We start from the raw sequence: 16,375 nt of genomic DNA, 5'->3' as shown, positions 1-16,375 counted from the left end.
AAGCTCCAAGAAATCGGAGCTAAAATGGAGGCTTCGGCCCATCGGCCCCCTAGAACAACGGCCATGGAGGGTCATGATCAACACACTTGCAGATCGCATCCGCGGGCTCGCCTCGCTCTTTTGGCGCGAAGTAGCCAAGTTTGGCGCTGTCGGCGGTGTTGCGTTCGTCATAGATAACGGCTTGACCTACTATCTCATGCACGGCCCGATGTCGGACAGCGAGGCGAAGGCCCGTTTCGTCGGCGCCACCGTGGCCACCGTGTTCTCGTGGATCGCCAACCGTTTCTGGACCTTCCGCCACCGCCGCCAGCAGAACGTGGTGCGCGAGTTCGTGATGTTCATCATCATCAACGGAATTGGTATCGGCATCTCCACCGGCCTCACCGCCATCGCCAAATACGGCATGAACATCCAGGACAAGAACGTTCTCTTCGCCGCCGGAGTCGTCGGCATCCTCGTGGCCACTGTCGTGCGCTTCTTCGCCTACCGCTTCCTGGTCTTCAACAAGGAACTCGACGAAGAGCCGGCCTTCTCGCATGACCACGAGATCATCGAGGCCCACCACAGGGCCAAAGCCAAGGCCATGCATGTTGCCAGCTCCGAGACTGGCTCGGACCAAGGCGAAGACGCGGTCAAGCGCCGCTGACGTGCCTAGGCGCCGCTGACGCGCTCGTTGTCCAGCAGGTGCCGGGTAACGTCGACGTCCGGGTGCACGAGGACAACTGAACCGTCTTTGCTCCACGCGCCCAGTGCGTCCGCGAGGGCCGACTCCAAGCCGTCGGCGGCGCGGACCAGCAGGCGGACGCCGGCGTCGTGTTCCCTGGCGAAGCCGTCCAGCAATTCGCCGTGCGAGTGTCCGGCTTCAGGGCGGCGCAGCGCCGGCAGCGCGGCGTCCGGTTCGGCGTGCGCCATGAACACGTCGCCGTGGGAGCGGACTTCGGCCGCGTAGTCCACGACGCCGGCAGGCAGTTCTCCCGGCCAGCGCATCGCGAGTGCCGCGAGCGGCACGGCGACGACGGCGTCGAAGTCGGCTCCCGCACCGACGTCGGGGGTGTCCGTGACAAGCAGGTCGGCGCTGCCGCCGTCGAGCACCAGTTCCATCCCCAACTGCCATCCCGCCAGCGCCCATACGAGGGACTTCCAATGGGCCGGCAGGTCGAGGCGAAGGCTCATGCCCGGTTCGGCGTCGAACTCGTCCTGGAGTAGGTTGCTGGTCTTGGCCACCCAATTGTCCAGGACCCGTCCCGAGAGCTCCACCCGTTCGGCGTCCGGCCCGTACCAGGTCAGTCGGGGGGATGTGGCGTGTCCGGAGCGCAGGGCTGCCATCAGGTTCATCGCGGGGGTGTTCATGGCTACATCTTGCCACGAGGCGTCCGGCCCGGCGCCGGCGGGTATGACTTGCGCCACACGGGGCCAAGGGCCGGTGACGGCACGGAGCTTGAGGGGCCAAGCAATTTCCCTGAAATTCAATGAAAATACATCTTAAGTGAGTCGAAGCTTCCGTTTTTCCGCGGAAGCGCGCGGATGGGGCAAAAAAATCGCGGGCGTGGCGCGGCGGGAGTTAGTGCGGAAAGTTGATTATTATCCCGGCGCGGCTTGACGGCTTGGTAGTTACACGCGTGTAATTAGATATCGAACGCCGCTGCGGGAGTATCGGGTACATAACCGAGTACCGAATGAGCACGGCAGCAGCTGCACACATCAGGAGGGACGCCATGGGGCAAGCGTTGCGTATCCAGGAAGATGCAGTCGTCGCGGAATATGCGTCGGTGAAGTACCGGTCGCGTGAAGTTCCGGGGGATTGGTATGTTGACCCGGCAGATCCGCAGGCGGCGGACCGCTACATAGAGACCACTCGGGAGTCGCTGGAAGACGAGGCAACAGCCTTTCTTGCTGCCCACGAGGCTCTTGTGGGAGGCACGCCGGCAGATCCGGAGGATGATCTCGACGATCCTCCGATGGAGCTGCGCCGTCCGCTCGACAACCCGGCCCAGCCGGTGTGGATCGGGCTTCCGCGCCAGGGGGACTTCGACGACGAAGGCGAACTCGGCTGGCAGACGGACGCCTTGTGCGCCCAGACGGACCCGGAGGCGTTCTTCCCTGAGAAGGGCGGCTCCACGCGGGATGCCAAAAAGGTTTGCGGTGCGTGCAATGTCCGTTCGCAGTGCCTTGAATACGCACTCGCCAATGATGAACGTTTTGGTATCTGGGGCGGGCTCTCCGAGCGTGAACGCCGCAGGCTGAGGAAGCGAGCGGTCTGATTCTCAAGGCAGTACACGTTACCGCCGTCGTCGTCTCGCACGACGGCGGTAACTATCTCCCCAGAACCCTGGCGGCTCTGCTGGACCAGACGCGTCCGGCAGATGCCGCCATTGGCATTGATACGGGCTCCCGCGACAAGTCCGCCGCGTTGCTGCAGCGGGCTCTCGGCAAGGACAATGTCACCGGCACCGGCGAACACAAAGCAGGTTTCGGTGCGGCCGTCATGGCCGGCCTGGCCCGCTCGGCGCCACCTTCGCGGGAGCCGGGAGCCGTGGAATGGATCTGGTTGTTGCACGACGACGCCGCTCCCGCCCCGGATGCACTCGCCGAACTGCTTCAGGCAGTCGAGCGAGCACCTTCCGTCACAGTGGCCGGTTGCAAGCAGTTGTCCTGGAACGCGGAACGCAGGCTCGTCGACGCCGGCCTGTCCACGAGCCGCTGGGCCGAACGGCTGACGCTCATCGAAGCCGACGAACTCGACCAGGGCCAATACGACGGGCGCACGGACACTTTCGCGGTGAATTCCGCCGGCATGCTGATCCGCCGCGACGCCTGGGAGCAATTGGGCGGCTTCGACCCCGCGCTTCCCGGAGTGGGAGACGACGTCGATTTCTGTTGGCGCAACTGGCTTGCGGGCAACAGGGTGGTGGTGGTTCCGGCGGCGCGCATGTTCCACGTGGAGAACCGTCCCCACAGCCTGGCGACACCTGCGGCCGCACGCAAGAGCCAAGTCCATTTGAGGCTCACCCACGCTTCGCCGTGGAAGGTTCCGCTGCACGCGCTCGGCGCGTTGCTCGGGAGCATGGTCAGGCTCGTCTTAAGCATCCTGGTCAAAGAACCGGGTCACGGAATTTCCCAGCTTGGCGCGACCGTTGCGGCGCTCGGCCGTCCCGGGGCGATTTGGCGTTCGCGGCGAAACGCCGCCCGGACGCGACGCGTACCGCGGTCAATGGTCAAGGGCCTGCAGACACCGCGGCGCGAGGTTTGGGCCCATCGACGCTCCCTCGTCGAGGCGATTGGCGCAGACGAATTCCAGGAGACCGACTCCCTGGCTCCGGAACCGAGCGGTGACGCAGGTGACGATTTTGTGGCCCTGGCAACGAATGAGCGGGGTTGGATCGGGACGGGCGCGGTGGCCGCCGCGTTTGTTGCACTGGCTGCCTCCATCGTGGGGCTGCTGGGGCTCCTGGGTGCAAACGGCGTGACGGGCGGCGGCCTCTTGCCGTTGTCCGCCGCAGGCGACATCTGGCGGTCGGCATCCACGTGGTGGATTGGCTTGGGCGCGGGTTTGCCCGGACACGGGGATCCGTTCGCCTACATCCTGTGGCTTGTGTCATTGCTCGGGGGAAGCGATTCCAGCACGGCGATCGTGTGGCTGTTGTTGTTGGCGATGCCACTGTCAGGATTGGGCGCCTGGTTTGCCGCGGGCGCGATGACCAGCTTGCGCCGCTACCGCTTCATGGCGGCGCTGATCTGGGCCGCAGCCCCGGCCCTTCAAGTCGCCGTGAACCAAGGACGGGCCGGCGCCCTCTTGGCCCACGTAGTGATGCCCTTGTTGGTGCTGGCACTCTTCCGGGCCACCGGATCGGCCCTGGGGCGCGGGACTACGCTGGACCAGGTCCAGCAGTCCGGCCGCGCCGCAACCAGGCCGTTGCCGGGCAAGCCGGGCGTCAACGGCACTCCGTCGTGGACTGCTGCTGCCGCGGCCGGCTTGGCGCTGGCCGTGGTGACTGCCTCTGCGCCATCCCTGCTTCCTCCCTTTGCTGTCCTCATTGTTTTTTGCGGCATCGCCTTGGGGCGGCGGGGCCGGACCATTTGGTGGTCGCTGCTTCCAAGCGCCGCGCTCTTTGCGCCGTACGTCCTCTCGGCGCTTGAACGGCCCCGCACCATGCTGGCCGATCCTGGCGTCCCGTTGGGATTCGAAGCCGCACCGTTGTGGCAGCAACTGCTTGGCCAACCCTTGAAATTCGACGTCAACGGCGGATTGGCCGGCTTGGCATTATTCGGCCCGTCGGGTATTCCGTGGGCGCTGGCGCTTGCCCTGCTGATCGGCGCGCCGGTCCTGCTCCTCTCCATCGCCGCACTCTTTGTCCCCGGAGGCCGGTCCCGCGTCACGCGTTTCCTCTGGGCCGGAGCCCTTGTGCTCCTCGCCTGGGCATGGCTCGCCGGACACGTCGCAACCGGAGTCGACGGCAACCTGCTCGTCGCGCCATTCACGGGTCCGGCAGTTTCCGCGGCCGGGTTCGCGTTCCTGGGAGCGGCGCTGATCGGCGCCGATAACCTCCTCCACCTGAAGGCCAAGGCGGAAGACGGCCGCCCGGTCCAGCGCGCGGCAGTGCGCATCGTCTCCGCTGTAGCGACGCTTCTCCTCATTGCCGGACCCCTGGCAAGCATGGGCCTCTGGGCAACCCAGAATGTCCTGGCCGGCCCAGACAGCCCGCCCTCGGCTAGCGGCGCGCTGGGCACGCCGCGACTGGTCCAGCCCGCAGGTCCCGGCACGTTGCCGGCCACCGCCGTCGACCACGGCCAAGGGCCGGAACAGACCCGCACGCTGGTCATCACCGCCGGTGAGAACGGTGGCTACACGGCATCCCTCATGCGCGGAGCCGGAACTACTTTGGACTCGCTCTCGACTGTCGCTGCCGGACGTTCCATTGTGGGATCACCCGGGCAGGAACGCCTCGTGGCCGACGACGACGCTACCGCGTCCATCCGGAACGCCGTAGCCACGATTGTCGCGGGAACAGGGGTTGACCCGCGGCCCGCCCTTGAGCAGCTTGGCGCAGGATTCGTGGTTCTGAAGTCAGCCGACACCGCCGCACCGTTGACGGCCAACCGGATCGATTCCGTGCCCGGCCTGGTGGCTGTGGGCAAAACCGATTCCGGGTGGCTGTGGCGGGTCACGCCGCTCAACCAGGCCGCCGCGGCCGACGCCGAAACGGCACACCGTGTCAGGGTGGTGGACGCAAAAGGTGCCGTCGTTGCGCTCTTGCCTTCTGTTGGATCCTCTGCCACCGGCAACATCCCGGCGGGCGGGGACGGACGCCTGGTGGTGCTCGCTGAGCGGGCAGATGCCGGTTGGAGCGCTTGGTTGGATGGCCGCCAACTGAGCCCGACGACGTCCGGATGGGCCCAAGCATTCACCTTGCCGTCCGCGGGCGGCCAGATCGAGATCCGCTACACCACCGTGTGGGAGCCTTGGCTCAGCATTTTGCAGGCCGTGGTGATTGGATTGACCGTCCTTCTGGCCATCCCCATGCCTGCCCGCAGGCCGAAAGCCGGCCTCCTGAAGGAACAAAACTCCCTCCGTAAGGAGTACAGCAGTGTCTGACAACCAAGGACCGGCAGCCGAGCCCGGAGCGGGGTCGAGGAAGCGCGGCCAGCGCAAAGCCCACAACCAGAGCAAAGGCCAGAACAAGAACAAGGCCGTTGTGTTGGGAGCGCTTTCCGCGACGTTGCTCCTTGCTGCTGGGGCCGGGATGGTGTCGGCAGCCTCGATCCTGCCGTCGCCGTCGGGAAGCAAAACGCTGGACATGACCCTAGCGGATGTCCCGGCGGGCAGGACAGCCGCAGTGTGTCCGGCACCTCCCCGTCTCGCCGAGGGAACGAGCGCGGGCACCGACAGCCAGTTCAGCCCTGTTTCGCGTTCGGCAAAGAGCTTCCTGGACGCGGTGGTGCTTAGCGACGCCGGCGGATCCGTTCCCGGGAGCAACCTCGCCTCGCTCGGTGGTTCTGCAATCGCCGATATTGCCAAGCCTCCCGCCGCCGCCCCAGCCCCTGCGTCCGGGCCGCCCGTGCTGAATGCCGGCGTCGTGGCCCAGCGGCCTGCGGGCGACGTCACCGTGGTGGGCGCCGATCCCATCAGCGGCCAGAAGGCCGCGGTAGCGGGCCTGATGAGCTACACCGCGAGCGACGGCGACCTCCGCGGACTGGCGGCAGCACCCTGCCAGCAGCCGGTCAATGATGCATGGCTCCTTGGAGCGAACACTGCACTCGGGCGAACGGCGGTCTTGAACATCAGCAATGCCTCGGGCACCCCGGCTACCGTCAATCTCGAGCTGTTCGGCGCCCACGGGCAGATCCAAGCCCCGGACAGCCGAGGCTTGCTGGTTTCGCCGGGAGCTACCCGGTCCATCAATTTGGCCGGACTGGCCCCGAACGAGGGTCAGCTCTCGGTGCATTTGCGCAGCAGCGGCGGCCCGGTCGCGGCAACCATCCAGCAAAGCGTCCTCCGGGGCCTCACCGCCGGTGGCGTCGAGGTCATCACTCCAGGTGCCGGCGCCGCCGATTCCCAGGTCATGACCGGGGTGGACGTCCAGGACCCGGCCGCCGTGAAGTCACTCGCGGACAAGCCCGGTTTTGCCGACGTCGTTCCGGCCCTGCAGATCACCGTTCCCGGTCCTGTGGACGCCGTCGTGGACGTGCGCTTGTACGGGCCGAACGGCCAGCGCGCTTTGCCCGGCGGGGGAGCCGTGACCGCGAAGGCGGGTTCGGTCACCGAAGTGCCGCTCGCGGGCGTCCCGGCCGGTATGTATACCGTCAGCGCTAGCTCGGATGTTTCCTTCGCAGCTTCCTCCCGCGTAACGCGGGGGCTCAAGGCGGAGGACCCCGTTGACTTCGCCTGGTCTCCGGCTGCGGTCCGTTTGGGCAGCCAGCATGTGATGGCGGTACCCCAAGGCGGGACCCGTTTCCTCAGCTTCGGTGTGCCGACGGGACGGGCCACTGTCAGTTACACGCCGGTCACCTCGGACGGCAAGGTACACAAGGCGCAAACGGTCGACATCGCCGGAGGGACCACGGCGGTCATCGGCGTTCCGGACAAGTCCGACGGCGCGGCGGTTTCGGGCTACATCGTGTCGGCGGCAGGGGATGCGGCCTACGGCGCGCTCGTCCTCGGCCAGGGCGATCAACCAGGCGTTTCGGTCCTGACCATCCAGGATGGCGCTGCGGGCCACGAAAAAGTGCAGGTCACGCTCGGTTACTGATACCGGCGGCGGTACACGGGGTCCAGGGTCTCCGGCGGCACTCCGAGCATCTCGGCGGTGTACTCGACGACGATGTCGTGCACCAGGTCCTGGAGGTCCTCGCGGCCGCCGGTGGTGTGCTCGACGACGCGCCGATAGATGGTGATGACGGGACCCGCGCCGCGGGCTGCCGGGGTGTACGAGCCCAGCGGTGCCGCGGTGCCTTGTGCCACCAGTTCCTCAAGGTTCGGCGGGATCTCGTCCACCGCGAACGCGACGCCGTCGAGCCGTTTGCCCCACATATCCTGCAGCCGTTCAGCGGAATCGAGCACGAGGTCGTCGAACCTTTCGGCGCGCGTCCGGTAGCCGGGAAGGTTGGGAAGGATGATTTCGCCGCGCAAGCCCCGCCCGTGGCGGTTCCTGCGGCGCTCCCTGAAGCCGCGTGCGGACGTGCCCGCCGTCGTCGTTTCCTGGCTGTCCCCGGTGTCGGACAAATGGACTGTGAAGCCCGGAACGTGGTGCTGTGACTGCATATATCGACTCTAGACCCGTGATTCCGCCAACGCGACATAATGCGCGCAAAGGGGCAATGCACCGCGCCGCGGGGAAGTGCGGCTAATCTGGGATGTTGTGGGTGCAATTCGTCAGTGTTCCAGATCAGCTTGCCGCCAATCCGCGGTGGCTACTTTGACGTACGTCTATGCCGAGTCCACGGCGGTGCTTGGTCCGTTGGCCACGTATGCCGAGCCGCATTCCTACGATCTGTGTGCGCAGCATGCCGAGTCGCTGACCGTGCCGAGGGGCTGGGAAGTCATGCGGCTCGCCATGCCGTCCTCACCGCCCCAGCCGGGGCCGGACGATCTCCTTGCCCTGGCGAATGCAGTGCGGGAAGCCGCATCGGCGCCTGCCGCGCCGGAACAGCGCACAGTCCGGGCCCCCTTTGACGGACCGGCCCCCGTGGAGGGAACAAGGCGCCACCTGCGCATCCTGCGCGATCCGTCCTGAACCCGGACGACAGCAACCACGCGTCCATTGTCTCCGTGTACCGCCGCGTGTGTCGCCCAATGTGTCGCGGCTCCCTGAGCGACAAGCATTGTGACACCGTGTGCAGCGCCGCTGGGTTGTACTCTGGAAGCTGCCATATCTGTCCAAAGCGGCGTCCGCGAGATGCCATCCAGGGAGCTTCAACCATGCCAAAGGTCAGTCCTGAATTGTTGTCCATCCTGCGGTGCCCTGTCACCGGGTCCCCGCTGGAGCAGGACGGCGAGGAACTTGTCTCGACGGCCGCGTCCGCCTCGGGTGAGAAGCTCCGCTATGCAATCCAGGACGGAATCCCTTTGCTCCTGCCCCCGGAGCTGCTGGCCGCCGCCAACGCCGCGGCCTCAGACCAGCACGACGCAGGCCAGCACGACGCCTGAGCCCCCCCTGACTCGACCATTCGGTACTTCCAAAGGACTTCCATGACTTTCGACTACAAGGTTGCAGACATCTCCCTGGCCGAAGCCGGGCGCCACCAGATTCGCCTGGCAGAGCACGAAATGCCGGGCCTCATGTCGCTGCGCGCCGAGTTCGGTCCAAGCCAGCCGCTCAAGGGGGCGCGTATTGCCGGGTCCCTGCACATGACCGTGCAGACCGCGGTGCTCATCGAGACGCTGACGGCCCTCGGCGCGGAGGTGCGGTGGGCCTCGTGCAACATCTTTTCCACCCAGGACGAGGCAGCGGCCGCCGTTGTCGTCGGCAAGGGAACTGTCGAGGATCCCCGGGGTGTTCCCGTGTTCGCTTGGAAGGGCGAGACCCTCGACGAATACTGGTGGACCGCCGAGCAGATCCTCACCTGGCCGGGCGCGGACGCCAACCCTGAGCTTGGGCCCAACATGATCCTCGACGACGGCGGAGACGCCACGCTGCTGGTCCACAAAGGCGTCGAATTCGAAGCAGCCGGCGCGGTGCCGACCGCCACGGAGAGCGATCCCGAAGAGTATGCGCTGGTCCTCGACGTGCTGCGGAAGAGCCTTGCCGCCGACCCGAAGAAGTGGACCCGCATCGCCGCCGGGATCCGTGGCGTGAGCGAAGAAACCACCACGGGCGTGCACCGGCTCTACCAGCTCGCCGAACAGGGCAAGCTGTTGTTCCCGGCCATCAACGTCAACGACTCGGTGACCAAGAGCAAATTCGATAACAAGTACGGCATCCGCCACTCCCTGCCGGACGGCCTCAACCGCGCCACGGATGTCCTGATGGGCGGAAAGGTCGCCGTCGTCTGCGGCTATGGCGACGTCGGCAAGGGCGCCGCAGAGGCGCTCCGCGGCCAGGGTTCGCGCGTGATCGTGACGGAGATCGACCCCATCTGCGCGCTCCAGGCAGCAATGGACGGGTACCAGGTGGCCAAGCTGGATTCCGTGTTGGAACAGGGCGACATCTTCATCACGACTACGGGCAACAAGGACGTCATCATGGCCTCCGACATGCTCCGCATGAAGAACAAGGCGATCGTGGGCAACATCGGCCACTTCGACAACGAGATCGACATGGCCGGACTGGCAAAGGTCCCCGGCGTGCACAAGGTGGAAATCAAGCCGCAGGTCCACGAGTGGGTGTTCGCCGCAGCCGACGGCCGCGAGGAGCGTTCGATCATCGTGCTTTCCGAAGGCCGCCTCCTGAACCTGGGCAACGCCACAGGCCACCCCTCGTTCGTAATGAGCAACTCCTTCGCGAACCAGACGATCGCCCAGATCGAGCTGTGGACCAAGAGGGACCAGCCCGAGGCCGAGCGCGAATACTCGAACCAGGTCTATGTCCTGCCCAAGATCCTCGATGAGAAGGTTGCCCGCCTGCACCTGGATGCTTTGGGCGTGGAACTGACCGAGCTCAGCAAGGAACAGGCGGAATACCTGGACCTTGACGTTGCCGGGCCGTACAAGCCGGAACACTACCGGTACTAAGAACACTGGCTGGGGGCACGCCGGAAGGCGGGCTCCCAGCCAATATCAAGCCGCGCCCCTTAGGATGCGGCTGTGGGGCGTGAGTTTTATTGGGGGGCGTGAGTTTTGGAGAAAAAAGGAATGGGCCTTAATCCCGACGGCGAGCAAGCGGACACTTTCGAGCAAGTGGACGCTGCGAGGCTCTTCGACACCGAGCAGGACGGCGGCAGCGCCCGGCACTTGGATGCTGGGCACTTGGACGCTGGGCCGACGAAGCGAAGCAGGTTCCGCAAGGTCGCCTGGATCGTGGTTGTCTGCCTCATTGCCGCGCTCAGCGGCACGTTCGCCGCAGTGGCCCCGCATGCGGCGAGTGCGGCAATCGAGTCCGAGGGATCATCAGGTGAACGCAGCGAGGCAGCGGCGGTGCTGCCCGTCGTGAAGCCTGCCACGGTGGTTGCCTCGCCAGCGAGCGGAGCCAAGCAGGTGAACCCGGCCGCGCCTGTCACTATCAGTGTCAAGGACGGAACCCTGGACAGGGTCTCCCTGACGAGCGCTCAAGGCAAGACCGTTGATGGTGCGTTGACCCCGGATGGACTGAGCTGGACGGCATCCACTCCGCTCGAATTCAACTCCTCCTACACCTTCAATTACACCGTTGCCGATGCGGCCGGTCGCGCAACGTCGAAGACCGGATCCTTCACGACGGTCTCCACGCAGAACGAGGCCGACGCCGCCATGTACCCCCTGGACGGGGCGAAGGTGGGCGTGGCGCAGCCGCTCCAGCTCACGTTCAGCGAACCGGTCGTCAACAAGGCCGCTGTCGAGAAGGCCATCAAGGTCACCTCCACGTCGGGCCAGGTGGGGGCCTTCCACTGGTTCAGCGACACCATGGTGCGCTACCGTCCGGAGAACTTCTGGGCAGCGAACAGCACCGTCACCGTGGATCTCAAGCTGTTCGGGGTGGACTTCGGCAACGGCCAGATCGGCAACTTCAACAAGACGAACACCTTCAAGATCGGCGACAAGAAGGTGGCGGTGGCCGACGCGGTTGCCCACACGTTCACGGTCAGTATCAACGACCAGCAAGTGGGCCAGTGGCCGGACACCATGGGCGACACCAGGTTCCCTTCCGCGCGCGGCTACTTGGTCCTTATGGAGAAGTACCGGGTGGAGCACATGGACGCCTCCACCATCGGCCTTAAGCCGGGGGATCCGGCCTACTACGGACAGCTTGACGTCAACTACGCGACGCGCCTGACGCCCAGCGGCGAGTTCATCCACCAGGCCACCGACTCGGCCTTGCCGTACATCGGCGTCACGAACCTCTCCCACGGCTGCATCGGATTGGGACCTGACGGCGCGAAATGGGTGTTCGACAACATGACGACCGGAGACGTCGTCCAAGTGGTCAATACCCAGGGTGACTACGCCAACTACGACGACGGCTTTGGCGACTGGAACATCCCCTGGGCCCAATACGCCAATTGACCCAGTACGCCGACTGACCCAATACGCCGACTGATAGGGCGCGCCTGAGCGCACTGCCCCGGACGCATCGGAACCCCCGGTAGACTTGGCGGGTCAGTCTTGGGGGCTGGCTTTCTGCCGGGGGATGTGGAGTTGCACTGTGGCGTCGCAAAGGAAAAGCAAGACCGGGAAGATTCTCGGAATCATGGGGATATGTGCCGGCGTTGCGGTCGGAGGAATCGGTGTTGCAACCGCCCCGAACTGGCTGCAAACGGCGGTCGAATCAGAAGCGGGATCTCCGCAACGCACGGATGCGGGGTTGGCGTCCGCTGTCGTCAAGGCAGTGGAACTGGGAATCACGCCCCTTGACGGCGCCCGCGAAGTGAATCCCGCCGTCGGGCCTTCCGTGAAGGCGGTACACGGCACGTTGAAGGACGTTGAACTCGTCCCGGCCAAGGGCGGAAAGGCCATCACGGGAAGCATCAGTTCCGATGGCAGCACCTGGTCCACGCTGGATCCCTTGGCGTTCAACACCGAGTACCGTTATGGCTTCACTGTTGTTGACGGCGCGGGCCGGGAAACCCGGAAGACGCAATCCTTCAGCACGGTATCCACGCCCAACGAGGCCAATGCCTTGGTGTTCCCCAACGACGGTTCCGTCATGGGTTCGGGGCAACCCATCGAAATCAACTTCAGCGAGCCTGTGGCGGATAAAGCCGCCATGGAACAGGCCGTGAAGATCGGCGTTTCCTCTGGCCAGGAAGTGGCCTGGCGCTGGTACTCGGACCGCAAAGTGCGGATCCGCCCGGAGACCTTCTGGGCGGCCAACACGAGCGTCACGGTGGACATGCCTTTGTTCGGCAAGGATTTCGGCAACGGAATGATCGGCAACTCCAACGTCAAGGCAGTGTTCACGACCGGTCCGCAGCGGATAGCGGTAGTGGACGACGCCACCAAGACCATGAAGGTGTATTTCGACGGCGCACTCGTCAAGACAGCTCCCGTCACCCTTGGCAGCCCGGACTGGCTCTCGCCCACCGGATACGCCGTGATCATGGAGCAGGAACGCCACTCCAAATTCAACGCCGGCAGCATCGGACTCAAACCCGGTGACAAGGGCTACTACGCACCGCTCGTCGTCGAGCACGCCAACCGGCTCACGAACTCAGGGGTCTACGTTCACCAAGCGCTTCCATCGGCTTACGGGGCCGTCGGCGCATACAACGTCTCGCACGGCTGCGTTGGCCTGCTCCCGGCCGATGCCGCGTGGTTCTTCAACAACATGCGTACGGGGGATGTGGTGCAGGTACTGAACACCGGAGCCCCCGCGGTTGAACCGCTTGAAGGCTTCGGGGACTGGAACATCGCCTGGGCCGGCTACGCGAAGCGCTAAGCCCTGCCGGGACGTGGAGGCAGTTGTGCCCGACTGCGTTGCGCACCGTGCGTGCCGCGCGCTTTGCTAGCGCGTGAACGGGAGCCTGTTGAGCCGGTCGCCCATAACGGCGCTGCGTTGTTCAGCGCGACGCAGCCGTTCCAGATCCCGGTTTCGCCGCTCGCCCAACACTGCGTTCAGGTAGCCTTCCGGCGTCGTTCCGGGCGGCGGAGGTGGAGCGACGTAAGCCGCCAGCTCGCTTGCAAGGGCCGCGGCCAGGCGGGCGCGTGAGTCCGGAGCCATCCGCCAGGCCTGCTGGATGAACTGTGAGGCCCGCCTCGCCGTCCCGTCGGGAACCCTGCCGATATCGGCGAGCGCCACCCAAGCCTGCAGGTGCGGAGGCGCGAAGGGGAGAATTTTGGGTTCGGCAGGAACGCGCTGCCTGAGCGCATAGGTTCCTGCCACGACGTCCCCGAGCCTCTTCGACTTGTCATTGAACAGTGCCACGGCAATGGCCAATCCGCCGAACGTCGCATAGATCTCCAGGAACCCGATCAAGCCGCGGATCACCGCGTGCCGGAAACGGATGGATCCGCCGTCGTCGCGCACGATCCTGAGCCCGGTAGCCAGCTTGCCCAGAGAACGGCCACGGCTCAGCGTTTCCACCGCCACGGGGACCACCACGAGGCACAGCACCCCACTGGACAAAACCATCGCGTTGCCCGCGGCCACGTCCACATCAGGTGCCGCCATACCGATCAGGAACAACAGGCCCACCAGCAACACGACGTGAACCAGGACATCGAGCATGAGCCCAAGGGCCCTCGCCCCGAACGATGCCGGCCGCAGTTCAAGGACTACGGCCTCGCCGGTAATGATAGAACTCAAGCCCGCCCCCAAGCATTGCCACGACCTCCGCAGGACCGGACGGCTCCCGCTGGATCGAGTCTAACCGCGGCCGCCGATGCGGAGGAGGGCTTTGCGTGGATGTGGGACTGTTTGGGGAGGGTGGGGATTAGGGTAGAGCCGTGGACATGGATGCCTTCTCCGCGGTGAACGGGACCAAATGGGCCCGCTTGCACGAGCTCGCGCACAAACGACGCCTGGACGGCGGCGAAGCCGACGAGCTGCTGCGTTTGTACCAAGTGGTGTCATCACACCTGTCCCTCATCCGGTCCGTGGCCCCGGAGAGCGCACTCTCCGCCTCCTTGTCGGCGGCCCTCGCCCAGGCCCGCACGCGCTTCACCGGGGCACGATCGAATTTCATGGAAGACCTCGCCCGCTTTTTCGTGGTGTCCCTGCCAGCCGCGTTCTACCGATTGCGGTGGCTCACTGTCTGGTGCGGGGTTTTCTTCTGCCTTGTGGCCGGTGCCTACACGTTCTGGATCGGAACGTCCCCGGATGCCTTGAGGGCCCTCGGAAGCAGCAACGCCGTGAAGCAATACGTCGACCACGACTTCGTTGACTACTACTCCGAGAACCCTGCTGCATCCTTCGCCGGCGCGGTCTGGACCAACAATGCCTGGATAGGGGCGCAGGCCGTGGCCTTGGGCATCACCGGATTCTGGGTACCCTACATGCTGTTCGGGAATGCCCAGGGCCTGGGAGTTGCGGCTGGCGTGTTTGCCGCCACCGGCAAGATGGACGTGTTTTTCAGCTACATCCTCCCGCACGGCCTCATGGAGTTGACGGCTGTGTTCATCGCCTCCGCGGGCGGTCTCCGCATTTTCTGGGCGATGGTTTCACCGGGTCCGAGGCGCAGGATGCAGGCAGTCGCGGAAGAAGGCCGTTCCCTGATCACCGTGGCCCTGGGCCTGGTGCTTGTCCTGTTCGTTTCCGGACTCGTCGAGGCCTTCGTCACGCCGAGCCCGCTTCCCGTGTGGGCCAAGATCCTGATCGGTTCGCTCGTTCTCGCGGCATACTGGATCTATGCCTTGGTGCTGGGCGGGCGGGCATTCCGCGCCGGCGCCACGGGTGACCTGGACGCAAACGACGCCGGATACCGGGAGATTGCCGCCTGACGGCACCCGGGTCCGGCCGCAATCCGACGTCCGCCGGGGTGGCTCATCGTCTCTCCGCGAGGGCTGACGGTAGGCTCGATGGCAGAGAAGATTGCCAGCGGACCGTTCCTGCTCCGGCATGTGAATCCTACGGAAGTGAAATCCAAGTGACCGAGAAGAGCCCGATCCCCAAAGATCCGGACGCGGATATCCACGACGACGGCGACGAGCCGGCCTTCGAATGGATGAAGCCCGCGGCCAAGTCCGCAGCCACTGATGCACGTCCGGCCGGGGCCCCTGACGGAGCCCGGGACTCTTTGAGCACACGGGAGCCCGAAGAGGGCAGACCGGGAGACGGCGCCGTGGGAGCGGCAACCGCAGGCGAAGCTGTACGGCCGCCCGCGGGACGGCCCGTGGCAGGACCGTCCGTCGCAGGACCTCCCGTCGCAGGACAACAGGCGGAGAGCCGGGCAGACCGCAAAGCCGCCGAGGCTGCGGAGGCCGGACAGGAACCAGCCCTCTTCGCGGAGCCCTTGCCGACGTCGGCCCTTCAGGTCCGCCCCCCGGAAGCCGAAGTGGAACGCCGCAACCACGAGCGGGAGCAGGCCGCCAACGCCAAGCCGCTGGCCCCGCGCATTTTCCAGGTCCTGCTGGCCGTCTTCTACCCGGTGGTCCTCCTGGTGCTGGCAATCCGCGCCGTGGCGAGCCCGCTGTTCTTGTGGGTGGAGTACTACCGGCCGGGATTCCCTGGCGACGGCTACGGCTTCAACGCCGATGACCGGATGACTTATGGGTCCTACGCCCTGGACTATCTCAGCAACTGGTCCGGTCCACGCTACTTGGGCGAGCTCGTCAACCAGAACGGCGAGAAGCTGTTCAAGGAAGGCGAAGTTTCCCACATGGCCGACGTCAAGACCGTGATGCTCTCCGCATTCGGTGCCGGCGCGCTCATGATCATCATCGGCATCATCGCCATGCTCTATCTGCGCAAGCGAAGCACGGGCGGAATCCGCCGCGGAATGTTTGCCGGTTCGATCGTCACTTTGGTGCTCATCCTTGGACTGGGCACGCTTGCGGCCTTGGGCTGGCAGCAGTTCTTCACGGACTTCCACCACATTTTCTTCGCCAACGGCACCTGGACATTTGCGCTCGACGACACGTTGATCCGCTTGTTCCCGGGGCAATATTGGATGGACTCCGGGATTGCGATCGGTGCATTGGTCTTCATCACGGCCCTGCTGACACTCATCTTCACCTGGCCTACCCGCCGTCGTCGCGGACTTGCACCCAAGAACCAAGCTGCTGCGGAACGCAGCGCGGATGCGGACCCGGAGGTCCGCGCGGAAGCCGGCACGCCGGAGAAGTAGCACCACCGAAACGACGAGAAAA

General features: G+C 65.4%; 14 protein-coding genes. 11 read left to right on the top strand and 3 right to left on the bottom strand.

Annotated features, from left to right (window positions below):
- Nucleotides 1-73 precede the first annotated feature (73 nt).
- Nucleotides 74-646, top strand: a complete 573-nt coding sequence (locus tag AC3WJM_RS11605) for a GtrA family protein (protein ID WP_284989853.1) — start codon at nt 74-76, stop codon at nt 644-646.
- 5 nt (nt 647-651) lie between these two features.
- Here the strand turns inward: AC3WJM_RS11605 and AC3WJM_RS11600 are convergent, their stop codons facing one another.
- Entirely contained in the window at nt 652-1,350 is a 699-nt protein-coding gene (locus AC3WJM_RS11600) for a TIGR03089 family protein (RefSeq protein ID WP_306961184.1), read from the bottom strand.
- Between the two features lie 365 nt (nt 1,351-1,715).
- Here AC3WJM_RS11600 and AC3WJM_RS11595 point away from each other — a divergent pair, with 365 nt between their 5' ends.
- From AC3WJM_RS11595 to AC3WJM_RS11585, 3 genes are read left to right on the top strand one after another with little or no spacing between them, the layout of a single operon-like run.
- Nucleotides 1,716-2,261: a WhiB family transcriptional regulator gene (locus tag AC3WJM_RS11595; protein ID WP_084784377.1), complete on the top strand. Its 546-nt coding sequence runs from the start codon at nt 1,716-1,718 to the stop codon at nt 2,259-2,261.
- On the top strand, nt 2,261-5,593 hold the full coding sequence (locus AC3WJM_RS11590; RefSeq protein WP_492271950.1) for a glycosyltransferase: 3,333 nt from the start codon (nt 2,261-2,263) through the stop codon (nt 5,591-5,593). The genes AC3WJM_RS11595 and AC3WJM_RS11590 overlap by 1 nt, the downstream gene beginning before the upstream one ends.
- On the top strand, nt 5,586-7,247 hold the full coding sequence (locus tag AC3WJM_RS11585; protein ID WP_476910276.1) for a DUF5719 family protein: 1,662 nt from the start codon (nt 5,586-5,588) through the stop codon (nt 7,245-7,247). The genes AC3WJM_RS11590 and AC3WJM_RS11585 overlap by 8 nt, the downstream gene beginning before the upstream one ends.
- On the opposite strand, the gene AC3WJM_RS11580 is transcribed toward AC3WJM_RS11585, so the two are convergent.
- The gene (locus tag AC3WJM_RS11580; protein WP_441433678.1) at nt 7,241-7,759 is read right to left on the bottom strand and encodes a metallopeptidase family protein; all 519 of its coding nucleotides are present in this window, start codon (nt 7,757-7,759) and stop codon (nt 7,241-7,243) included. The two genes, AC3WJM_RS11585 and AC3WJM_RS11580, sit on opposite strands and share 7 nt — an antisense overlap.
- 97 nt (nt 7,760-7,856) lie before the next feature.
- Here AC3WJM_RS11580 and AC3WJM_RS11575 point away from each other — a divergent pair, with 97 nt between their 5' ends.
- The 5 genes from AC3WJM_RS11575 to AC3WJM_RS11555 all read left to right on the top strand — a co-directional run bounded on the left by AC3WJM_RS11575 (nt 7,857) and on the right by AC3WJM_RS11555 (nt 13,007).
- On the top strand, nt 7,857-8,231 hold the full coding sequence (locus AC3WJM_RS11575; protein ID WP_284752499.1) for a DUF3499 domain-containing protein: 375 nt from the start codon (nt 7,857-7,859) through the stop codon (nt 8,229-8,231).
- 185 nt (nt 8,232-8,416) lie between these two features.
- Nucleotides 8,417-8,644, top strand: coding sequence for a Trm112 family protein (locus AC3WJM_RS11570; protein WP_306961190.1), 228 nt, complete (start codon nt 8,417-8,419; stop codon nt 8,642-8,644).
- A gap of 42 nt (nt 8,645-8,686) precedes the next feature.
- Nucleotides 8,687-10,168: an adenosylhomocysteinase gene (ahcY, locus tag AC3WJM_RS11565; RefSeq protein ID WP_307052644.1), complete on the top strand. Its 1,482-nt coding sequence runs from the start codon at nt 8,687-8,689 to the stop codon at nt 10,166-10,168.
- A gap of 120 nt (nt 10,169-10,288) precedes the next feature.
- Complete coding sequence (locus tag AC3WJM_RS11560; RefSeq protein WP_476910278.1) at nt 10,289-11,635, top strand: L,D-transpeptidase; 1,347 nt, start codon at nt 10,289-10,291, stop codon at nt 11,633-11,635.
- 298 nt (nt 11,636-11,933) lie between these two features.
- On the top strand, nt 11,934-13,007 hold the full coding sequence (locus tag AC3WJM_RS11555) for a L,D-transpeptidase (RefSeq protein ID WP_441433679.1): 1,074 nt from the start codon (nt 11,934-11,936) through the stop codon (nt 13,005-13,007).
- Nucleotides 13,008-13,073: 66 nt separating this feature from the next.
- On the opposite strand, the gene AC3WJM_RS11550 is transcribed toward AC3WJM_RS11555, so the two are convergent.
- Nucleotides 13,074-13,874, bottom strand: coding sequence for an RDD family protein (locus AC3WJM_RS11550; RefSeq protein WP_306961196.1), 801 nt, complete (start codon nt 13,872-13,874; stop codon nt 13,074-13,076).
- A gap of 140 nt (nt 13,875-14,014) precedes the next feature.
- Between AC3WJM_RS11550 and AC3WJM_RS11545 the strand changes: the two genes are divergently transcribed.
- Together AC3WJM_RS11545 and AC3WJM_RS11540 are read left to right on the top strand one after the other, a co-directional pair.
- A complete protein-coding gene (locus AC3WJM_RS11545; RefSeq protein ID WP_492271931.1) occupies nt 14,015-15,007 on the top strand; it encodes a stage II sporulation protein M in 993 nt (330 codons plus the stop codon).
- A gap of 146 nt (nt 15,008-15,153) precedes the next feature.
- Nucleotides 15,154-16,353: a TIGR01906 family membrane protein gene (locus AC3WJM_RS11540; RefSeq protein ID WP_492271930.1), complete on the top strand. Its 1,200-nt coding sequence runs from the start codon at nt 15,154-15,156 to the stop codon at nt 16,351-16,353.
- Nucleotides 16,354-16,375: the final 22 nt, after the last annotated feature.

This window comes from Arthrobacter sp. FW306-1B-G06A, from assembly GCF_058781765.1.
This window is presented reverse-complemented; position numbering and strand designations above follow the sequence as displayed.